This is a genomic window from Streptomyces sp. SCA2-17, assembly GCF_044336695.1.
The window spans coordinates 2,100,795-2,118,943 of the sequence record NZ_CP117521.1 but is presented as its reverse complement, the minus strand read 5'-3'; the positions used below and the strand labels follow the sequence as shown (position 1 = coordinate 2,118,943).

18 protein-coding genes and 1 tRNA gene are annotated in these 18,149 nt (G+C 73.0%); 9 read left to right on the top strand and 10 right to left on the bottom strand.

Annotated features, from left to right (window positions below):
• Positions 1-52: 52 nt before the first annotated feature.
• Positions 53-448, bottom strand: a complete 396-nt coding sequence (locus tag PS271_RS09435) for a PPOX class F420-dependent oxidoreductase (RefSeq protein ID WP_398381517.1) — start codon at positions 446-448, stop codon at positions 53-55.
• 152 nt (positions 449-600) lie between these two features.
• Here PS271_RS09435 and PS271_RS09430 point away from each other — a divergent pair, with 152 nt between their 5' ends.
• The gene (locus PS271_RS09430) at positions 601-1,764 is read left to right on the top strand and encodes an AAA family ATPase (protein WP_398381516.1); all 1,164 of its coding nucleotides are present in this window, start codon (positions 601-603) and stop codon (positions 1,762-1,764) included.
• A gap of 76 nt (positions 1,765-1,840) precedes the next feature.
• Here the strand turns inward: PS271_RS09430 and PS271_RS09425 are convergent, their stop codons facing one another.
• From PS271_RS09425 to PS271_RS09410, 4 genes are all read right to left on the bottom strand, one after another.
• Positions 1,841-2,779 carry a phosphotransferase gene (locus tag PS271_RS09425; protein ID WP_398381515.1) on the bottom strand — a complete coding sequence of 313 codons (939 nt, stop codon included), beginning with the start codon at positions 2,777-2,779 and terminating at the stop codon, positions 1,841-1,843.
• Positions 2,780-2,856: 77 nt separating this feature from the next.
• Positions 2,857-3,513 (bottom strand): hypothetical protein, encoded by a 657-nt coding sequence (locus PS271_RS09420; protein ID WP_398381514.1) that lies wholly within the window; start codon positions 3,511-3,513, stop codon positions 2,857-2,859.
• 111 nt (positions 3,514-3,624) lie between these two features.
• A complete protein-coding gene (locus tag PS271_RS09415; protein WP_398381513.1) occupies positions 3,625-4,107 on the bottom strand; it encodes a heme-degrading domain-containing protein in 483 nt (160 codons plus the stop codon).
• Positions 4,104-5,261: a Gfo/Idh/MocA family protein gene (locus PS271_RS09410; protein ID WP_398381512.1), complete on the bottom strand. Its 1,158-nt coding sequence runs from the start codon at positions 5,259-5,261 to the stop codon at positions 4,104-4,106. Before PS271_RS09410 ends, PS271_RS09415 begins: the two co-directional genes overlap by 4 nt.
• Positions 5,262-5,317: 56 nt before the next feature.
• On the opposite strand from PS271_RS09410, the gene PS271_RS09405 reads away from it, so the two are divergent.
• Entirely contained in the window at positions 5,318-6,514 is a 1,197-nt protein-coding gene (locus PS271_RS09405) for an ROK family transcriptional regulator (protein WP_398381511.1), read from the top strand.
• Here PS271_RS09405 and PS271_RS09400 read toward each other — a convergent pair.
• Positions 6,480-6,923, bottom strand: a complete 444-nt coding sequence (locus PS271_RS09400) for a hypothetical protein (protein WP_398381510.1) — start codon at positions 6,921-6,923, stop codon at positions 6,480-6,482. The two genes, PS271_RS09405 and PS271_RS09400, sit on opposite strands and share 35 nt — an antisense overlap.
• 2 nt (positions 6,924-6,925) lie before the next feature.
• Positions 6,926-7,138 carry a DUF5988 family protein gene (locus tag PS271_RS09395; RefSeq protein ID WP_398381509.1) on the bottom strand — a complete coding sequence of 71 codons (213 nt, stop codon included), beginning with the start codon at positions 7,136-7,138 and terminating at the stop codon, positions 6,926-6,928.
• 256 nt (positions 7,139-7,394) lie between these two features.
• Between PS271_RS09395 and PS271_RS09390 the strand changes: the two genes are divergently transcribed.
• From PS271_RS09390 to PS271_RS09370, 5 genes are all read left to right on the top strand, one after another.
• Entirely contained in the window at positions 7,395-8,258 is an 864-nt protein-coding gene (locus PS271_RS09390) for a hypothetical protein (RefSeq protein WP_398381508.1), read from the top strand.
• Between the two features lie 202 nt (positions 8,259-8,460).
• Positions 8,461-9,243, top strand: coding sequence for an HAD-IIA family hydrolase (locus PS271_RS09385; RefSeq protein ID WP_398381507.1), 783 nt, complete (start codon positions 8,461-8,463; stop codon positions 9,241-9,243).
• A gap of 194 nt (positions 9,244-9,437) precedes the next feature.
• Positions 9,438-10,106 (top strand): hypothetical protein, encoded by a 669-nt coding sequence (locus PS271_RS09380; RefSeq protein WP_398381506.1) that lies wholly within the window; start codon positions 9,438-9,440, stop codon positions 10,104-10,106.
• Positions 10,107-10,257: 151 nt separating this feature from the next.
• Positions 10,258-10,914: a class F sortase gene (locus PS271_RS09375; RefSeq protein WP_398381505.1), complete on the top strand. Its 657-nt coding sequence runs from the start codon at positions 10,258-10,260 to the stop codon at positions 10,912-10,914.
• A 152-nt stretch (positions 10,915-11,066) separates the two neighbouring features.
• Positions 11,067-12,116 (top strand): glycoside hydrolase family 6 protein, encoded by a 1,050-nt coding sequence (locus PS271_RS09370; RefSeq protein ID WP_398381504.1) that lies wholly within the window; start codon positions 11,067-11,069, stop codon positions 12,114-12,116.
• A gap of 60 nt (positions 12,117-12,176) precedes the next feature.
• Here PS271_RS09370 and glxA read toward each other — a convergent pair whose 3' ends face one another.
• From glxA to PS271_RS09355, 3 genes are all read right to left on the bottom strand, one after another.
• Positions 12,177-14,138, bottom strand: coding sequence for a radical copper oxidase GlxA (gene glxA / locus PS271_RS09365; RefSeq protein ID WP_398381503.1), 1,962 nt, complete (start codon positions 14,136-14,138; stop codon positions 12,177-12,179).
• On the bottom strand, positions 14,135-15,997 hold the full coding sequence (locus PS271_RS09360) for a glycosyltransferase family 2 protein (protein WP_398381502.1): 1,863 nt from the start codon (positions 15,995-15,997) through the stop codon (positions 14,135-14,137). The genes glxA and PS271_RS09360 overlap by 4 nt, the downstream gene beginning before the upstream one ends.
• A 306-nt stretch (positions 15,998-16,303) precedes the next feature.
• Positions 16,304-16,377 (bottom strand) — tRNA-Lys (locus tag PS271_RS09355).
• Positions 16,378-16,543: 166 nt separating this feature from the next.
• Between PS271_RS09355 and PS271_RS09350 the strand changes: the two genes are divergently transcribed.
• Complete coding sequence (locus PS271_RS09350; protein ID WP_398381501.1) at positions 16,544-17,065, top strand: C40 family peptidase; 522 nt, start codon at positions 16,544-16,546, stop codon at positions 17,063-17,065.
• A 342-nt stretch (positions 17,066-17,407) separates the two neighbouring features.
• A complete protein-coding gene (locus PS271_RS09345) occupies positions 17,408-17,998 on the top strand; it encodes a lytic polysaccharide monooxygenase auxiliary activity family 9 protein (RefSeq protein WP_398381500.1) in 591 nt (196 codons plus the stop codon).
• Positions 17,999-18,149 lie beyond the last annotated feature (151 nt).

Sequence of the window (18,149 nt, the reverse complement as noted above, 5' to 3'; positions counted from 1 at the left end):
CCCCATAGCGGCGCCGGTGCCGAGACGCGCTCGGCACCGGCGATCGCCTGCCTCAGGCGCCGAAACCGGTGACCTTCTGCGGGATCACCCGGACGATCAGCCGGAGCGTCTCCTCCGGTTCGGCCGGCGGGTCCTCGCCGAGGTATTTGTGCGAGAGCCTGCGCGGAAGCGACTTCTCCCGGTCCTCGATCAGCTCCACGGTGCCGCGGATGTCCACCGAGTGGTACGGGTTCGCGGTGTCGAAGACGGTGAGACTGACCCGTGGGTCCCTGGCGAGATTGCGCCCCTTCAGGCGCCCCGCCGTGGTGGAGAACAGCACGGTGTCTCCGTCCCGCGCGATCCAGACCACCGAGGTCTGCGGCGCGCCGTCCCGGTTGAGCGTCGCGACGGTGGCGAAGTTCCTCCCGTCCAGCAGCTTGCGCGTCTCTTCGTTGAACGTAACTGACACAGCCTCCCCCTTCTGTTCGGCACCTGTAAGTGCACTGCTCGGAGAGAACAGGAGACAGGGCCGAGGTCTTCCCGGGCGGGCGTTGTCAGTGCCTCTTGGCACACTGGTGGGAACGATGCACCGCTAGGTACCGCTATGTCCCGAGAGGTCCCATGCTCACCACCGTCGCCGTCGAGAACTACCGCTCCCTGCGCCGCCTCATCGTCCCCCTGGGACGGCTGAACGTGGTCACGGGAGCCAACGCCACCGGGAAGTCCAGCCTCTACCGGGCCCTGCGGCTGCTGGCCGACTCGGCGCGGGGCGGGGCCGTCGCGGCGCTGGCGCGGGAGGGCGGGCTGGCGTCCACGCTGTGGGCGGGGGAGCGGAAGGGCTCGGGCCGCTCGCCGGCGGCGAGCCTGCGGCTCGGCTTCGCGGGGGACGAGTTCGGTTACGCGGTCGACTTCGGGCACCCCATACCGACCTCGGGCAGCACGGGCGCGCCGTCCATGTTCAACCTGGACCCGGAGATCAAGCGGGAGTGCACCTGGGCCGGGCCCGTGCTGCGCCCGGCCGCCCTGCTCTCGGACCGCTCCGGCCCCGCCGTCCGCACCCGCACCGCGCAGGGCACGTGGCACAGTTCGGTGAATTCCGTCCGCCCCTACGACAGCATGCTCAGCGAGCTCGCCGACCCGCAGCTCGCCCCTGACCTGCTGCGGCTGCGCGAGCACATGCGGTCCTGGCGGTTCTACGACCACGTGCGGACCGACGCGCACGCGCCCGCCCGCGGCGCGCGGATCGGCACCCGCACCCCCGTGCTCGGGCACGACGGGGCGGACCTCGCGGCCGCGCTCCAGACGATCCGCGAGATCGGCGACCGCGAGGCGCTGGACACCGCCGTGGACGCGGCGTTCCCCGGCAGCGAGGTGGAGGTCGTCAGTGAGGGCGGCCGGTTCGAGCTGAAGCTGTACCAGCGCGGGCTGCTGCGCCCGCTCGGCGCGGCCGAGCTCTCCGACGGCACGCTGCGCTATCTGCTGTGGACGGCGGCGCTGCTCACCCCGCGCCCGCCCGCGCTGCTCGTCCTCAACGAGCCGGAGTCCAGCCTGCACCCGGACCTGCTGGGCCCGCTGGCCGACCTGATCCTGACGGCGGCGCGGGACACCCAGGTCGTGGTGGTGACGCACGCGCCGGGCCTGGCGGAGGCCCTCGGCCGCGGCGCCGGCCGCCACCGCATCGACGTCAGCCCCATCGCCCTCGTCAAGAACGCCCTCGGGGAGACGGAGGTCGCGGGCCGCGAAAGCATGCTGGACGAGCCTCTCTGGCACTGGCCCAAGCGCTGACCACCGGCCCTGGCCCGTACGAGCGGCGCAAGCCCGTACGGGCAGCGACCCCGTACGGGCAGCAACCCCCTACGGGCTAGGCCGCGGCGTCCGGCAGGCTCAGTGGGGCGCGGGTGCGCCAGAGGCCGATGACCGGCTCCAGCGCCGGGGCCAGGTCCGGCTTCAGGGCGGCGAAGGCCAGCGCGCCGACGACCTGGAGGAGCCGCGCGCCCTCCATCACGTCCAGCAGGGCGCGGTCCACCGCCCTGCCGCTCACGCGCTCGTACTCCTCGACGCCCTGCGGGCCCACGAGCGTGAGGTCCCATTCGACGGGGCCGTGGGTGACGTCCTCGAAGTCGCTGAAGAGGTGGCCGTCGGTGGTGCGCAGGGCGTTGTACGCGGGGGAGTCGCCGTGCAGGGTCTGGAGGCGGGCGCCGGGGAAATACGCGGGGAGGTCCTGGACGAGTGTCTCCAGGACGGCGTACTCCGCGTGGGCCCGGTCGAGTTCGGCCGCGGTGAGCATCGGGTGCGGGCTCCTGGCCAGCTCGGCCAGGGTGATGCCCACGGCGGGGACGAGGGGCGACAGGACGGGCAGGTCGTCGCCGGGGTGGTCGGCGAGCAGCGCGTGCAGCTGCGCCGCCCAGCCCGCCTGCTCGACGAAGCGCTGTTCCAGGGCCGCCGGGTCCGTCACGCCGGAGAGGGGGTCCGTCTCGGTGACGAACTCCCAGAAGGTCAGCGACCTTCCGTCCAGTTCGACGGGCTCGCGGGGGACGAGGGGGCTCGGCGCCACGACGGGCGCGCCCCGGTCCGCCAGCCAGCCCGCGACGGCGAGCTCGCGGCGCTGCTTCGCGGCCTGCTCCTCGACCGTGGCGACGGCCAGGGTGGGCACCCGTACGACGACGGGGTGCGGGGCGAGGTGGACCAGGACGTTGAAGACGTTGTGCAGGACGCGCGGTTCCTCCGCGTCCACGCCGAGGCGGCGACCGGCCCTGGTGGCGAGGTCGAGCGCGTACTCGGCGCGCTGGTCCGCGGTCATGGCGTTCTGAGGGGCGGTTTCAGGGGCGGTTTCAGGGGCGTTTCCAGGGGATTTTCCAGGGGCGGTCATACCGGCGATCATGTCCGGGCGCGTGCGGGGCTGTCGACGGGATATCCGCCAGGAGCCGGTAGGGCGGCGCTGTCGGTCCGGCTCAGCGGGGCCAGGGCCAGGAGGAAGAGCGCACTGCCGGCCGGCATCAGGTCGAGGCTCACGCCCATGACGACGATGCCCAGGCATATCGCGCCCAGCGTCCAGCCGGTGACGGGACCCCGGCGGGTGACGAGCGAGCTGACGAGGGCGAGCAGGCCCACGTAGAAGAGGAGCGGGCCGGCGGAGTAGACCACGAGCTTGACGGCGGCGTGCGACTGGACCTGCCCGAAGAGCTCGCTCATCTCGGCGCCGTCCGCGGCCCGGAAGCCCACGACGAGGTCGACGGCCGTCTGCGCGAGGGAGGCGGCGAGGCCGGCGAGGGCGACGGCGGCGCTGACGGCGGCCACGCGGCGCCGCACCGGGGAGCCCGCGGGGGCGAGTCGGCGCAGGCCGAGGAAGACCGGCCCGAACAGGGCCAGGCCGAAGAAGAGGGCCAGGTGGCCCGCGGTCCAGCCCGGGCCGGGCACGCCGGAGGCGGACAGCAGCCGGATCGTTCCGTAGACGGCGAGGAGCGCCGGGGCGGCGACGAGGGATAAGCGGGTCAGCGGCGTGAAGGCCGGCCGTCCCGGTGCGCGTTGGGTCATGCTCCGATCCTCCGCCGCGGGACGGCGAGGATCATCGGTGATCGCCCCGAGACGGCCCTGAGAGCGCCCTGAGGCCGCTCTGAGGGACCCCTCGGGGTTACGGACGGGCCGTCAGGCCTCCGCCAGGAACCGCTCCAGGCCCTCCACCACCAGCGCGTGGTCCTCCGCCTGAGCCAGGCCCGAGACGGCAACCGCGCCCACGACGCCCGTGCCCCGTACACGCAGCGGGAACGCGCCGCCGTGGGCCGCGTAGCGGTCCGGGTCCAGCCGGGAGGACTCCTCGAACGTGCGGCCCTTGGCGCGGAAGCGCGCCCCGACCAGGAACGACGACTCCCCGTACCGCTCCACCACGCGGCACTTGCGCCTGATCCACGCGTCGTTGTCCGCGGACGTGCCGGGCAGCGCGCAGTGGAAGAGCTGCTGCGCGCCCCGCCGGATGCCGATCGTGACCGCCGCGCCCCGCTCCCGGGCCAGGCCGGCGAGCAGGCTGCCCAGCCGCCAGGCGTCGTCATTGCCGAAGCGGTCCAGGGTCAGACGGCGCTCGTCCTCTTCCAGGGCCGCCACCTCGGATACTTCGGATGCTCCGGAGCTCACCGGGCCTCCCCGATCCGCACCATGCGCCCCTCGTCCGCCGACAGCCGCGCCGCTTCCAGCACCCGCAGCGCCGCCGCCGCTTCCCGCGCCGTCACCGGGGGTTCGGCGCCCGTGCGCAGGGACGTCTCGATCGCCGCGTAGTAGGCGGGGTAGTCGCCGGGGAGCGTCGGTACGGGGTCGCCGCCGCCGGTCTGGGGGGACTCGCCGGCGCCGAGGCGGCCCCAGAGGGACTCGGGTTCGACGCCCCAGCCGGAGCTGCCGGCGCCGGGGCGCAGGCCCTCGCGGAGGGCGGCCTCCTGCGGGTCCAGGCCGTACTTCACGTAGCCCGCCGCGCTGCCCAGCACCCGGAAGCGGGGGCCGAGCTGGGCCGTGGTGGCGCTCACCCACAGGTGGGAGCGGACGCCGTTCGCGTGCGTCACCGCGATGAACGTGTCGTCGTCGGCCTCCGATCCGGGGCGGCGCACGTCCGCCTCGGCGTAGACGGCCGTGGCGGGGCCGAAGAGGGCCAGGGCCTGGTCGACGACGTGGCTGCCCAGGTCGTAGAGGAGGCCGCCGATCTCCGCCGGGTCGCCGGACTCGCGCCAGCCGCCCTTGGGCTGCGGCCGCCAGCGCTCGAAGCGGGACTCGAAGCGCAGGACGGTGCCGAGCGCGCCGTCGGCGAGGAGCTGCTGCACGGTGCGGAAGTCGTTGTCCCAGCGGCGGTTCTGGAAGGGGCTCAGCAGCAGGCCGCGCTCCTCCGCGAGACCGGCCAGCGCCTCCGCCTCGGCGGCCGTCGCGGCGAGCGGCTTGTCGACGACGACGGGGACGCCCGCTTCGAGGGCGGCGTAGGCCAGCGGCACGTGGGTCCGGTTGGGGGAGGCGATGACGACCAGGTCGAGCTCCGCGGCGCGCTCGAAGAGGGCGTCGCTGCTCGCGACCGCCCGCACGCCGGGGTGCTCGGCGGCGGCCTGCCGCTGCCGGTCGGGGTTGCCGGTGACGACGGTGTCGAGGACGAGGCCGTCCGTGGCGGCGATGAGCGGGGCGTGGAAGACGGAGCCCGCCAGCCCGTAGCCGATCAGGCCCACCCGGAAGCCGCCGGAGCCACCCTGCGGAGCAGCCCCGCCCGTCCCGCCCGTCCCGCTGTCACTGTTCATGCCGTCCATGCCCTCGCTCATGCACTCCACTTTGGCAACGCTGTTGCGAAACTGCAAGCGGCGGTGACAATGGACCGGTGAACAGCTCGCCCGCCCCCGGCGCCAACCTCGCCGCCCTCCGTGACCACAACACCGCCCTCGTCCTCGGGCTGCTGCGCGACGCCGGGCCGGACGGCGCGAGCCGGGCCGAGCTGGCGGACCGTACGGGCCTCACCCCGCAGGCGGTCAGCAAGATCACCGGGCGGCTGCGGGTCGCGGGCCTGGCCGCCGAGGCGGGGCGCCGGGCGTCCACGGGCGGCAAGCCCGCCACGGCCCTGCGCCTGCTGCCGGAGGCGGCGCACGCGATCGGCGTGCACCTCGACCGCGACGCCCTGACGGTCACCCTCGTCGACCTGTCGGGGGCCGAGGTCATGACCCGCACGACCCCCCTCGACCTCGGGGCGGGCGCGGAGACGGTCCTGGGCGCGGTCACGGCGGAGGTCGCGCGCGTACGGGCCGGGGCCGGCGGTTCCCTCCTCGGCGTGGGCGTCGCCCTCCCCGGCCCCCTCGACCACCGCACCGGCGTCCTGCACCGCGTCACCGGCTTCCCCCGCTGGGACGGCTTCCCGCTGCGCGACGCGCTCGCCGAGCGCCTCGGCCTGCCCGTCGTCGTCGACAAGGACACCAACGCCGCCGCCCTCGGCCTCGTGCTCCGCGGCTGCGCCGGCCCGGCCGGCTCGTTCGCGTACCTCCACCTCGGCACGGGCCTGGGCGCCGGCCTCGTGCTGGGCGGCGCGGTGCACCGGGGCGCGCGGACCGGCGCGGGGGAGTTCGGCCACCAGATCCTCCGGCTGGACGGTCCTCTGTGCCCTTGCGGCGACCGCGGCTGCATCGAGGTGCTGTGCCTGGAGGCCGTCGCCCGCGGCGACGTCGCGGAGGCCGCCCGGCTGCTCGGCACCGGCGCCGCCAACCTCGTACGCCTGCTGGACATCGACCTCGTGCTGCTCGGCGGCGGCATGCTCCTGAAGGACGCCGCCACCTACGCGGCCGGGGTACGGGAGGTGCTCGGCGCCGCCGCTCCGGTGGCCGTCACCCCGGCCGGGGACCGCACCGTCGTCGAAGGGGCCGCGGAGCTCGTCCTGGCCTCGCTGTTCGGGCGCGACCGGCTGTCCGGACGTGACCGGCTGTCCGCGCGCAACCAGCTGTCCGGACGTGACCAGTTGTCCGGGCTGCCGCAAGCCGGCCTCCCGCACCTGCCCGTCACGCACCCGTCCCCAGGAACCGCTCGACCTTGACCGACGCGACCCGTACGGCGAACATCTCGTCCAGCTCCGAGGCGTCGTCGCCCTCCTCGAACCGCATGCTCGTCCCCGTCCCCTCCGGCCCGGTGTAGAGCGTGACCGCCCACCGCGGCTGCGGCCCCTTGCCCGGCCGCCAGCGCCGCGAGGGCACCAGCACGGACCGGACGGGCCCGCCGCGCTCGTACGTGCCGGGGTCCAGCTCCTCCCACCGGCCGCGGAAGTGCGGCGCCGAGAAGAGCGCGGGCAGGTCCTTGCCGGGGTAGTGCCCCAGGAAGGGCTCCAGCAGGTCCCCGACCAGCGGCAGGCCGGCCAGGCCCTTGAGCGGGTTCCTCCGGTACGTCTCGGCGTCGTCCCCGCTCCGCGGGTGCTGCGCCCCGGGCTCGCCGCCGCGTTCCTCCGCCACCGCTACTCCGCCGCCTCCGTGCGGCCCGACCACTCGTAGACCGGCAACCGGCCCCCGGGCGTGTCCCACTGCCGTGAGGTGGCCCGGAAATGTTCGTAACCGCCCCGGAAGGGCACCTTCACGTCCTCACCCGGCGCCGGGGCCGGGACGATGTGCTCCGGGAGGCTCTCCGGCCCGCCCTGGAGGACGCACTTCTCAGCATCAGCAGTGGCCATGCCCCGATCCTGACCGAGCCGCGCCCGCCCGGCACGGCCAGGCACACCGGCTCCACTCGGATGACACGAAAATAGGCTCATCGGGCGGTATGTGACGGCTGGTCGGGGTACGCGGCCGCGCCGGGACGGGACCCGCGAGCGGGCGGTGGGAGGTTCGAGGCAGGCAGCAACCTGACCGTGAACAACCGGCACCTGACCGTGAACCGGCACCTGACCGTGCACCGGCAACAGACCCGACCACCGCAAAGGTTCCGCGATGCCCAAGCCCCGTGTGCTCGTCCTCGGCGCCACCGCGCTCGCGATCGTGTCGACGGCGGCCCCCGCCCCCGCGCACCCGGCGGCCGGACCGGAACCCGTACGCCCCCGCTGCGCCGCCCCCGGCACCCCCGACTTCCCCATCGCCGCGAAGCTGAGCGGCGGCCCCGAGACGTACGAGCGCGGCGCCGCGCCCCGCGTCTGGCGGCTGGAACTGCGCAACGACTCCGGCGCCGAGTGCCGCGCCGTGCACCCCGTCGCGGTCCTCGCCGACCGCGGCCGCGCGCTGGAGCCGGGCGACATCCGGCTCGACTTCTACGACGCCGGGGCGGATCGCTGGCGCCCCGTCCGCTTCGAGCGGACCGAGGAGGCCGAGAACGTCGGCGTCTTCGACGGCACGGTCCCCAGCGGCGCCCCGAACAGCACCCCGAACAGCACCCCGAACAGCACCCCGAGCAGCGCCCCGAGCAGCGGTGCCGCCCGCGCGGACCGCTCCTCCCGCGCCGCGGCAACCCTGGGCTTCGGCGGCTTCTCCGTCCCCGCGCACGGCAGCGTGCCCGTACGCGTCCGCCTGGCCTTCGCCAAGGGCGCCCCGGAAGGGCCCGTGACCGCCAACATCACCGCCGTGCAGCGGCGCGGCGACGACGGCGAGTGGGTGGGGGAGTCCAACGACTACACGTTCGGCATCGGCAAGGCCCCCGCCCGTGCGGGCACCCCCGCCAAGCGTGGCGCCGACGACGGCGAGCAGCCCCTGCTCGCCGACACGGGCTCCCAGCGGCCCCTCCTCGCCATCGCGGCGGCGGCCGGCGCGCTGCTCCTCGCCGGTGCGTCCCTGATCGTGGGGGCGCGGCGCTCGGGGCGCTGAAGACCCGACTCCGGGGCCTCAGGGACCCCAGGGGCTCCGTAGACGCCGAGGGGTTTCCGGGGGCCGTGAGCCGCCTGAGGCGCAGCCGTCACCGGTACGTCACCCGGACGTGTTTACGCTGGAGGAACGAGCCGCGGCACGAAGAGGTGCGACCCGGCGTCCCCGAGCCCCGTGAAGCGGGCGCGTACGGCAGGAGTCCCGTATGGCAGAGCGCAAGCCGATCGAGTCCTGGCTGACCGACATGGACGGTGTCCTGATGCACGAGGGCATCCCCGTCCCCGGTGCGGACACCTTCATCAAGCGGCTCAGAGAATCCGGCAAGCCCTTCCTCGTCCTGACCAACAACTCCATCTACACCGCCCGTGACCTGCACGCCCGCCTCGCCCGCATCGGCCTGGACGTGCCCGTCGAGAACATCTGGACGTCCGCGCTGGCCACCGCCCAGTTCCTGGACGACCAGCGGCCCGGCGGCACCGCGTACGTCATCGGCGAGGCGGGCCTGACCACGGCCCTGCACGACATCGGCTACGTCCTCACCGACGCCGACCCCGACTACGTCGTCCTGGGCGAGACCCGGACCTACTCCTTCGAGGCGCTCACCAAGGCCATCCGGCTCATCAACGGCGGCGCGCGTTTCATCGCGACCAACCCCGACGAGACCGGCCCGTCCGCCGGCGGCCCCCTGCCCGCCACCGGCTCCGTGGCCGCGCTGATCACCAAGGCGACCGGCCGCGAGCCGTACTTCGTCGGCAAGCCCAACCCCCTGATGATGCGGGCCGGGCTCAACGCCATCGGCGCGCACTCCGAGGGCAGCGCCATGATCGGCGACCGGATGGACACCGACATCCTCGCCGGCCTGGAGGCGGGCATGCGGACCTACCTCGTGCTGACCGGGCTGACCCGGCCCGAGGACATCGACCGCTACCCCTTCCGGCCCTCCCGGGTCGCCGACTCGATCGCGGACCTGGTCGACCTCATCGTCTGACGCCGGGTCGGATCGCCTGACGCCGGCCCTGGTCCGAGGGGCCCCCGGTCCGAGCGGCCCCGCCCGATCGGGCCCCGTCCGAACGCCCCTGATCTGAACGGGCCCCGTCCGGCACCGAACGGAGCAACCCGCCCGCGGAGCGGATGCGCCCGCCGGGAACAGCAGGTGAATCTCTGACTGTCAGGAGGTTCACCATGGACTCTGTCCGCCTTGCCCTGTGCGGTGCTCTCGCGGCCGTCGCCGTCTGCGCGCCCCTCGCGCACGCCGACGACGAGCCCGCCACCATGTCCGGAACGATCGAACTCACCCCCGTCAGCAGCCACCCCGGCGGCCAGGTGCAACTGCGCGTCGCCGGCTGCTCGGGCGACCGGGCCACCGCCGCCTCCGAGGCGTTCGTGTCCGACGCCCGGCTCGCCAGGGACTCGGCCGGCCTGTTCGCCGCGGCGGCCGTCCGCTCGTCCGTGGACCCCGGCGTCTACCCCGTACGGGTCACGTGCGACGGCGAGGACGCGGTGGCCGAGGGCAAGCTGACCGTCGTCCCGCACGGCAAGCCCCTGCCGGCCACGCACGCCCACGACCAGGTGGCGCTGCCCTCGCAGTCGCCGCAGGACCGGGAGCGGCAGGACCGGGAGCGCGCGATGGACAGCAGGCCCGCCGTCCACCCGCAGCCGCCGCAGCAGGCGTCGCACGAGCCGCCGGCCCCCGTGGCGCCCGTTCCCGCGGGCGGCGGAGGCACCGCGGCCGAGAACGCCCCCGGCACCCCCGGCCTCGTCCTGGCGGGCATCACGGCGCTCATCGCCACCGGCCTGATCTGGCACCGGCGCCGGACCGAGGCCGCCCAGCGGTCCTCCGGGCAGCAGTGAGGGAGAGCGACCCCAGGCCATGTCCGAACCCGCTTCAACCGAACCCGCTTCAACCGAACCCGCTTCAACCGAACCCCCCTCATCCGCACCCGAGCCCGAGTCCGGGCCGTCCTCCCGCGCCGGCGGCCGCGGGCGGCTCCTGACGGGCGCGGTGTGGGTCGCCCTGCTGGTCGGCCTGTGGCTGTGGGGACGCGAGATCACCGAAGGGCACGGCGCCTCCGTCACCCCGACCGCCGGGGACGTCGCCGCGGCTGGCCGACCGCTCGCCGACCCGCTGCCCCCGGCCCGCGCACCCCTCCCCGCGGCCCCGCCCCGCTCCCTCACCATCAAAGCCCTGGGCGTGAACGCCCCCGTCGAGGCCAGGGGGCTCGACCCGGCGGGCGCCGTCGACCCGCCCCCGTACGCCGAAGCCGGCACCGTCGGCTGGTACCGCCGCGGGCCGCAGCCCGGCGCACCCGGCGCCGCCGTCCTCGTCGGCCACGTCGACACCGACGACGCGCCCGCCGTCTTCTACGACCTCGGCAGCCTCAAGCCCGGCGACACCCTCGCCGTCGGCCGCGCGGACGGCAGCACCGCCGAGTTCACCGTCGAGGACGTCTCCGTCTTCACCAAGGAACGCTTCGACGCCGCCAAGGCCTACGGGCCGCGCGACGGCAAACGCGCCGAACTGCGCCTGATCACCTGCGGCGGCGACTTCGACCGCGCCCGCCGCACGTACAGCGCGAACGTCGTCGTCTCCGCCTACCTGACCGGTGCGACCGGGCCGAAGGGACCGCAGGCGGCACCGGCCGCGCCCGTACGGCGATGAGCGTACGGAGTCGGCCGACCGGGCGAATTGACTGCCTGTCATCCACAGATCACACACGGTCCGGCACCGGGGTGTGCCAGCATTGCAGGGACCGGTCATGTCCCGTGGGGGCGTGGGGACACCCCTACAGGAATGCACCCGAGGGGGAATGGATGTACGGCAGTCACACCGGCCGTGCGCGCAGGGCGCGCGCGGCGCTGAGCAGTGCCGGGGCCGCCGTGGGAGCGATGCTGCTGCTCGCAGGCTGTTCCTCCGCCGAGTCCTCCGCGGCACCCCCCAAGGAAGCCCCGCCCCCGCAGGCCCCCGCCCAGCAGCCCAAGGCCCAGGTGCCCTTCTGGGTCAACCCCGAGTCCACCGCGGCCAAGCGCGCCTCCGAGCTCCGCGGCCACGGCCGGAGCAGCCAGGCCCAGCTCCTCAGCAAGATCGCGGCGCAGCCCGTCGCCGAGTGGATCGGCCCCGACGACCCGGAGGGGCAGGCCCGCGGCTTCACCGAGGCCGCCGCCAGGGCCGACCGCATCGCCGTCCTCGTGCTCTACAACATCCCCCACCGCGACTGCGGTCAGTATTCGCAGGGCGGCGCTTCCGACGGCAACGCCTACCGCGGCTGGCTGGACGGCGCCGTCCGGGGCATCGGCAACCGCGGCGCGACGGTGATCCTGGAGCCCGACGCCCTGCCCCACATCTCCGACGGCTGCACCCCGCAGCAGTACCACGAGGAGCGGTTCGCGCTCCTCAAGGAGGCCGTGGGCCGCCTCAAGGCCCTCCCGCACACCAAGGTCTACCTCGACGCGGGCAACTCCAGCTGGGTCATTCCGGCCGACCGGATGGCGGACCCGCTGCGCCGGGCCGGCATCGACCGTGCCGACGGCTTCGCGCTCAACGTCTCCAACTTCCAGACCACCAAGGCCAACAAGGACTACGGCCACCGGCTGTCCGGCCTGCTGGGCGGCAAGCACTTCGTCATCGACACCAGCCGCAACGGCAACGGCCCGCTGAACGCCCCCGGCCACGAGAAGGCCTGGTGCAACCCGAGCGGCCGCGCCCTGGGCACCCCGCCCACCACCCGCACCGGCGACCCCAAGGTCGACGCGTACCTGTGGGTCAAGCGCCCGGGCGAGTCCGACGGCACGTGCAAGGGCGGCCCGGGCGCGGGCAAGTGGTGGGAGACGTACGCGCTGGACCTCGCGCGCAATGCGCATTGACCCGCGCTGAGGCCGCCGTAGCGCCCGGTCTCCGGGCACTACGGTTTGGCGTCGGCGCTCCTACTTGGGCGAAGCCGCCGGCGGCACCTTCACCCACACCGCCGGTGACGGCACGCCCCGGCCGTCGACGGCGTTGAGCATGTACCACCCGGGGGGCACCAGCGACGGGTCCTTCGGCAGCGTGACCGTGATGCCGTCCGCCGACCTCTTGAACTCCAGGGCGATCGACCGCTGTTCCACATTGGTGACGTGCGTGAACGACCCCGGCCTGATGAGGCGCGCCTTGGCGATGTCCTGAGGGCGGTCCGCGCGGTACGTGGCCGTGCCGCCCAGCGCCACCGTCCGCGGAGCGGTGTCCTTCAGCTCGGGCCGCCCCTTCTTGTAGAGGTACGGCGGGGTGTAGAGGTCGATCTGCTGCTGGAAGACGCCCGGCTTGGAGTTGGCCCTGTCGCCGAAGAGCGAGTCGGAGCCGAAGGTCATCACCCGGCCGTCGGGCAGCAGCAGCGCACCCGAGTGGTAGTTGCGGCCCACCAGCGGATCGGCCACTTCATGCCGGCTGTTGTCCGCGGGGTCGTAGATCTCGGCCTTGAGGACGTTGGAGGCGCTGCGGCCGCGGTAGTCACCGGAGCCGTTGGTGGTCAGCACCGTGTCGTCCGGGAGGATGACGCTGCTGGGATAGCGGGCCTTGGCGTAGAGGTCGGGGCCGTCGCGGAAGCGCGGCCGGTCGGCGTGCAGGTCGACGATGCGGGTCCGGGCGGTGGACCGTGCGTCCTCGCCGACTCCGCCGCCGCCGAGGACCATGTAGCGCTGGTCCTGGGCGGGGGGCAGCAGGACGGACATCGAGGTCTCCAGGATGTCCGGGTCGCTCATGCCGGGCACTTCGGTGAACTCGTTGGTCGACAGGTCCCACAGGCCGGGCACGCGGCCCTTGTCCGCCGGGCCGTAGCCCGCGTTGGAGCCGGTGTAGAAGATCCGCCCCTTGTCGGTGAGGAAGAGCGCGGGATACGTCGGGAAGAAGCGCTCGTTGGGCAGGTAGGTCCACTTCTTGGTCTTCGGGTCGTAGACCTCGTTCTTCCCGGGGACGACCTGGCCGATCTCGTCGAGGCCGGAGACCGACAGGACCCTGCCGTCCTGCAGGGTGGTCAGGGTCGGATACCAGCGGGCCTCGTTCATCGGGTCGACCGTGACGTAGCGCTCGGCGACCGGGTCGAATTCGAAGGAGTCCTTGATCCCCTGGAAGTCCTTCTTGTCGAAGGAGAGTTTGTTGGCGATGCCGTAGACGTTCTGGCCGTCCTTGCCGGAGAGGCCCTCGACCCGGTAGTTGTCGGTGAGGCCGGTCTCGAACTCATGCCCTTTCTGGAGCGCCTCCACATAGACGCGGGAGGTGGAGACCGTGACGGTGACCTTACGGGTCTCCTTGTTCTGCTCCTTCTTGGCGCGGGGGACGAGCACCGCGTCCTTCGACTCGAAGGTCTTGCCGTTCTTGCGGCCGGTGAAGCGGGTGCCCGCGGGCAGCGTCATCGGCTTGTCGGGGTTTTCGTTGTGCACCACCATCAGGCCGCCGGCCTTGGTGATGTCGCCCTCCAGCTTCTCGTACCGCTGGGTGCCGCCGGCCACCAGGAGGCGGCCGTCGGGCAATTGGGTGTGGCCCGCGCAGAACAGGTCCTTCGGGGTGGGGATGTCCTTGTACGTGTCCGCCACCGGGTCCCACAGGACCGTGCGGAAGGACTTCGCGCGGAAATTGGCGGCGTTGTTGCCGGAGCCGGCGACGAGGAGCACCTTCCCGGTGTGCAGCAGGGCCGCGTGGATCGTATTGATCCGGTACCGCTCGGGGACGTCGACCACGTCCCAGTGGCCGTTCCGCTCCTTGTACTCCGGCTGGTTGATCTTGTAGTCGTAGTACTGGTGGGAGGCGTAGCCCCAGATGGCCGGCCCGTTCATGCCCGCCAGGGCGAGCACCACCCCCGACCCCACCGCGAAGCGGCGGGTGCGGCGGCTGACACGGTAACGCCGGAAGTTCATCGGGTGGCCTCCACGGCTCTCTTGGCGCGGTGCGTCGTCCACCACCACGCGACGATCGGAGCGACGGTGATCGCGAGGGCCAGCGTCGCCCAGGTGCGCATCGCGGCGTGGGTGTGACCGAGCCAGAAGGAGGCCGCCAGCGAGCCGCCGAAGACCGCCAGGAAGAACAGGTGGATGCGGAAGGTCCCGAAGAGGGTGTCGGGGCTGGCGGAATCGCCCTTGGGGGTGACGACGAAGCGGCTCTTGCGGCGCAGCACGGCATCCATCAGCGAGCGGGCGTAGACCGGGGCGGAGAGCGCGGACATCACCATGCCGGCCAGCCCGCCCGAGCCCTCGGGCTCGTGCGGCGAGACATTGTGCCGGCGGTTCCAGACGTAGAGCCCGATCTGGAGGGCGGCCGCATCGCTGTAGAGCATCATCCAGACCTCGGAATTGATCTGGATTCCGGAGGCGCCGAGCCCGAGGAAGAGGGCGCAGCTGAGCGCGCCGAGCATCCAGTTGAGTGCGGTCATCGGATAATAGATGACCAGCAGGCTGTAATTGAGGAATTTCCCCGGGGAGAGTGACCAGGGGCCTTTCCAGAACTGCTTGAGAATGGTCTCGTAGGTGCCCCGGGACCAGCGCAGCTGCTGGGTGAAGAAGTCCGTCCAGGCATTGGGGCCCTCGCCCACCGCGAGGACGTCCGGGGTGTAGACCGAGCGCCACTTCCGGCCCGTCGCGGGGTTGCGGTGGCGGTGCAGTTCGAAGCCGGTGGCCATGTCCTCCGTGATCGAGTCGTAGAGGCCGCCGATTCCCTTCAGGGCGCTGATCCGGACGGCATTGTTGGTGCCGACGAACATGGGTGCGCCGTAGCGGTTTCCGGCGCGTTGGATCAGGGCGTGGAAAAGGAACTGCTGGCTTTCTGCGGCCTTGGTCACGGCCGCATCGTAGTTCCCGTAGACCTGAGGACCAACGACAAACGCGATATCGGGGTCGCGGAAGTACCCGAGCATGCGTTCCAGGAAGTTGGGCAGCGGGACGTGGTCGGTGTCGACCGAGGCGAAGAAGTCGTACGCATCGCCGTGGGCGTCCAGCCAGGAGTTGTAGTTCCCGTGCTTGGTCTTGGCGCGGAACGGGCCCTTCGGCCGGTTCCACTTCTCGATGCCCTTGCGGGAGAAGTGGCGCACGCCGAGCCGCCGGCAGACGGCCTTGACGGCGGGGTCGTCGCCCTCGTCGAGCAGCCAGACGTCGAGCGGGCCGCGGTGGCGCAGCCGGACCGCCGCCTCCAGCGTCCGCGTGACCATCTCGAGCGGCTCCTTGCCGGGCACGAACGAGGTGAGGAAGGCGACCTTGGTCCCGGTCTCGGGCACGACCGGGACGGGGTCGCGCGCGACGAGGGTGGCGTGGGCGTTCGAGGCGACGTTCATCGTGCGGAAGAGCTCGATGAGGCCGATCGACACCAGCATCACCGTATCCAGCACCCGCATCAGCGGGGTGGCGTGGTCGCGCTGCGTCCAGTGCGCGGGCTGCATCAGCCAGATCAGCAGGCCGAGCGAGACGACGGGGGCGGCGCCGAGGAGGGCCGCGCCGAGGACGCGGTGCGTCTCCTCGGCGAGCAGGCTGCGGTAGCGCACGCGGTACGGGCGGTCGGGGTCGGGCTGGGTGAGCGGGCCGGCCAGCCGGCTGTAGTGCTCGTAGTCGAACCGGGGCCGGGCTCTCGGCGGGCGCGAGGGCGGGACTCTGACCGGCCCGGTACGGCCGGCCGCCCCGGTATGGCCGGGTTGCTGCGGGATCGTTCCCTGGCGGACGGATGTGCGCGGCCCGGCTGCCGCCGTCTGATCGTGGAGCTGCCGCCGGGCGTCGGCAGGAGTGGACGTCATGTGCATTTCCCCCCGCACGCATGCTGACTGCGTGTGTCAGATCGCGGGTCTCGTCCGGCCCCCCACGAGCCGCACGGACCCCAAGAGCACCGGCCCCCCCGGCGCCACCCAACTCAACTCAATCGTCACTTAGTGATGTTGGGTCATCGCTGTCCGTTCAGGATCTCGGACGCCGGGTCATGATCGCAAGGGTGAAACAAGGTGTTTACCGGGCAAAGTGGTGCGACCCGGCGTGACAGGGCATGCCATTGGCCGGAAAATGACTCAAGGCTCCTCACCGATCGGTGAGGAGCCTTGAGACTCGCGTGCGCCGCCAGGGACTCGAACCCCGGACCCGCTGATTAAGAGTCAGCTGCTCTAACCAACTGAGCTAGCGGCGCCTGCTGACAGAGAAAACTCTACCTGATCCCGAGGGGTGCTCCCGACCACCTCTCCCGCCACCCGCCCGGCCCGCTCCGGCGTGCGGCCCTCCCGGGCCGCTGAGAGGCTGTGCCCGAGTACTGGCAGGACGCCGGGCCGGGCAGCCCGGGGAAAGGTGCAGCGGGCGTGGTGCACATACGCGGCGCGGTCGTGGCGGCCGTCTGGGCGGCCGTGCTGGCCGGGCCCGGAGCGGGCCCTGCGGCCGCCGCAACCTCCCTGCCGGGAGGACCACCCGCCGGGCGCGGCGGCCCGCGGACGGTCCTCCCGGCGGCCCGGCCCGTCGGCGACCGTCTGGAACCGGCCATCCGCTACGCCTTGGCCCATCTGGGCGACCCCTTCGCCATCGGCGGCGCCGGCCCCCGCCGCTGGGACTGCTCCGGACTCGTCCAGCAGGCCTACCGTCGCGCGGGCGTACGGCTCCCGCGCGTCGCCGCCGACCAGTACCGCGCGACGAAGCGCATCGGCCGGCGCGCGCTGCGCCGCGGCGACCTCGTCTTCTGGTCCCGCAACGGGCGCGCCTCCGGCGTCCACCACGTGGCGGTGTACCTGGGCGGGGAGCGCTACATCGAGGCGCCGCGGCCGGGGGGCAAGGTGCGGGTCTCGACGTTCGGCCGCTATCGGCCGAACGCGTACGGGCGCGTGCGGTGATCCCTGCGGGGGCTTCGAGGTGCATGGTGCGGGCAGATCAGGCACCGCTGACCTGCGCCGTTGCACTGCTCGCTGCTGCGGCGGATTCTTCTCGCCCGCGTCAAGGGTGCCTCCTTGAACGGCAAAGGACCGGAGGCCGGGGCGCGGCCTCCGTGCGGGCATGGGCGCAGGGCAGCGGCGGTCCCCATGGAGAGCGGGTGAAGGCGCCCCGTACGGCATGCGACCGGATTGTTGCGACTGTTGGCCTAGACATGCCAAACGGCCGGTACTAGCCTCCGCCTTGGTCTAGACCGCATTTCACTCGGCTCACAGAACCCCCCACGTTCTCCGAGGAGCAAAGGCATGCGCAAAAAGATCAGTGCGGCGATCATCGGCCTCGGCATCGCCGGCACGTCCCTGTTCGCCACCGGCAGCGCGAGCAGCCACGGCTACACCGACACCCCCACCAGCCGGCAGGTGTACTGCGCCAACGGCACCGTCGAGGACTGCGGCGAGATCCAGTGGGAGCCGCAGAGCGTCGAGGGCTCCAAGGGCTTCCCGGCCCGCGGGCCCGCCGACGGCACGATATGCGCCGGCGGCAACAGCCGCTTCGCGGAGCTCGACGACCCGCGGGGCGGGCAGTGGCCCAGCACGAGCGTCAGCTCGGGCCAGAGCTATACGTTCCGGTGGCGGCTCACCGCCCGCCACGCCACGACTGACTTCCGCTACTACCTCACCAAGCCCGGCTACGACCCCAGCCGGCCGCTCACCCGGGCCGACCTCGACCTCCAGCCGTTCCTGACCGTGCCGTACGGCGGCCGGGTGCCCGACGCGACCGTCTCCCACCAGGGCACGCTGCCGGCCGGCCGGAGCGGCAAGCAGCTCGTCCTCGCGGTGTGGACCATCGCGGACACCGGCAACGCGTTCTACGCCTGCTCCGACGTCCGGTTCTGACGGCCTCCCCGAGACCGCACCGGACGCCGGAGCCTCCTGGCGCCTCCCCGGCCCCACCCCGGGGAGGCGCCGTCATCTCGGCCTCCGGCCGATCTGCCTCGGCGGAAGTGCCTTCGCGGCTCCGCCGCGGGGAAGCGCCCCCCCAAGGGGA

Bases quoted from the DNA above. Each gene is read 5' to 3' on its own strand.
- PS271_RS09360 (WP_398381502.1), bottom strand. From the start codon at position 15,997: ATGACGTCCACTCCTGCCGACGCCCGGCGGCAGCTCCACGATCAGACG.
- PS271_RS09425 (WP_398381515.1), bottom strand. From the start codon at position 2,779: ATGACCGCGGACCAGCGCGCCGAGTACGCGCTCGACCTCGCCACCAGG.
- PS271_RS09370 (WP_398381504.1), top strand. From the start codon at position 11,067: ATGTACGGCAGTCACACCGGCCGTGCGCGCAGGGCGCGCGCGGCGCTG.
- PS271_RS09380 (WP_398381506.1), top strand. From the start codon at position 9,438: ATGGACTCTGTCCGCCTTGCCCTGTGCGGTGCTCTCGCGGCCGTCGCC.
- PS271_RS09385 (WP_398381507.1), top strand. From the start codon at position 8,461: ATGGCAGAGCGCAAGCCGATCGAGTCCTGGCTGACCGACATGGACGGT.
- PS271_RS09345 (WP_398381500.1), top strand. From the start codon at position 17,408: ATGCGCAAAAAGATCAGTGCGGCGATCATCGGCCTCGGCATCGCCGGC.
- PS271_RS09430 (WP_398381516.1), top strand. From the start codon at position 601: ATGCTCACCACCGTCGCCGTCGAGAACTACCGCTCCCTGCGCCGCCTC.
- PS271_RS09395 (WP_398381509.1), bottom strand. From the start codon at position 7,138: ATGGCCACTGCTGATGCTGAGAAGTGCGTCCTCCAGGGCGGGCCGGAG.
- PS271_RS09390 (WP_398381508.1), top strand. From the start codon at position 7,395: ATGCCCAAGCCCCGTGTGCTCGTCCTCGGCGCCACCGCGCTCGCGATC.
- PS271_RS09410 (WP_398381512.1), bottom strand. From the start codon at position 5,261: ATGAGCGAGGGCATGGACGGCATGAACAGTGACAGCGGGACGGGCGGG.
- glxA (WP_398381503.1), bottom strand. From the start codon at position 14,138: ATGAACTTCCGGCGTTACCGTGTCAGCCGCCGCACCCGCCGCTTCGCG.
- PS271_RS09420 (WP_398381514.1), bottom strand. From the start codon at position 3,513: ATGACCCAACGCGCACCGGGACGGCCGGCCTTCACGCCGCTGACCCGC.